The sequence below is a fragment of the Actinoplanes sp. NPDC051633 genome, from assembly GCF_040681735.1.
Classification (GTDB): domain Bacteria; phylum Actinomycetota; class Actinomycetes; order Mycobacteriales; family Micromonosporaceae; genus Actinoplanes.
Genome location: NZ_JBFAZH010001755.1, coordinates 1 through 1,152 on the forward strand (window position 1 = coordinate 1; position 1,152 = coordinate 1,152).

The window sequence follows — 1,152 nt, forward strand, 5'->3', positions numbered from 1 at the left end:
CGGCAGTACCGACACAGCAGCACCCGATCGCCGAGCGGTCGGGTGCTGCTGTGTCGGCATGGCCAAGTGACGGGCGTTGTCGTCGTCACACGAGGGGTCACACGGTAGGCCTGCACGCTGGGTTCCGACAGCAATTCACCAGCCGAGGAGGAACCGTGCCGCTTGTCAATGTGAAGCTCATCGAGGGTGTCTTCACCCCGGAGCAGAAGCGCGAGATGATTCAGCGAGTCACCGATGCGATGGTGGAGGTCGAGGGCGAGAGCCTGCGCCAGGTGACCTGGGTCGTGGTCGAAGAGGTCAAAAGTGGAGACTGGGGTATCGGTGGCAACAGTCTCAGCGCCGCGGATGTGCACGCCCTGCAGGGCCGCTCCGCGGCTCCCGTGGGCGGCTGAGGCAGCGCCATGATCCGGATACGGCTGCTCGGACGTCCTCGGGTCGAGGGCGACGGGCAGCCGTACCGTCAGCCACGCGGATTCAAGTCGTGGGCGTTGCTGGCCCGGGTCGTGTTGACCGAGCGGCCGGTTCCCCGGCGGGAGCTGGCCGGCGACCTGTTCGCAGCCGCCGACGACCCGCTCGGTGCGCTGCGGTGGTCGTTGGCTGACCTGCGGCGTGGGCTCGGCCTTTCGGATGCGTTGCGGGGCGATCCGGTACGCGTCACGGCGGACCAGGCGTGGGTGGACGTCTGGGCCTTGGAAGAAGGCACGTTGCCGGCCGCCGAGGTGGGCGGCGTGCTGCTTGACGGACTGGATCTACGCAATTGCCCCGGTTTCGACACCTGGCTGCTGTTGGCCCGCGCGCGGTGTGCCGCCCGGTCGATGGAGGAGCTCCGCTCGCGGGCTCTGGACCTGTTCACGTCGGGCGATGTGGAAAAGGCTGTCGCCGTAGCCGGTCGAGCGGCAACGCTCGATCCGTTGGATGAGTCGGCACAAGAGCTGTTCCTGCGCGCCCTGGTCGCGGCTGGGCACGAAGGGCAGGCGTCGGTGCAACTGGCGGCGTGCACGGCGACGTTCGCCCGGGAGGGTCTGGTTCCTTCCCCGGCGTTGCGCGCCGCGGCCCGCGCCACCGGGCCACGGCCCCGGGTCGGCTTGCGCGCGGGCGTGATAGCCGAGTCGCTGCTGCAGGCGGGCGCGGCGGCGCTGGCCGCGGGCGCTG

2 protein-coding genes are annotated in these 1,152 nt (G+C 70.1%); both read left to right on the forward strand.

From position 1 onward, the window contains the following. The first annotated feature begins 155 nt into the window (after window positions 1–155). Window positions 156–392 carry a 4-oxalocrotonate tautomerase family protein gene (locus AB0M20_RS44925; protein ID WP_364307733.1) on the forward strand — a complete coding sequence of 79 codons (237 nt, stop codon included), beginning with the start codon at window positions 156–158 and terminating at the stop codon, window positions 390–392. A gap of 9 nt (window positions 393–401) precedes the next feature. Further along, a partial coding sequence (locus tag AB0M20_RS44930; protein WP_364307735.1) for a BTAD domain-containing putative transcriptional regulator occupies window positions 402–1,152 on the forward strand: 751 nt, incomplete at its 3' end.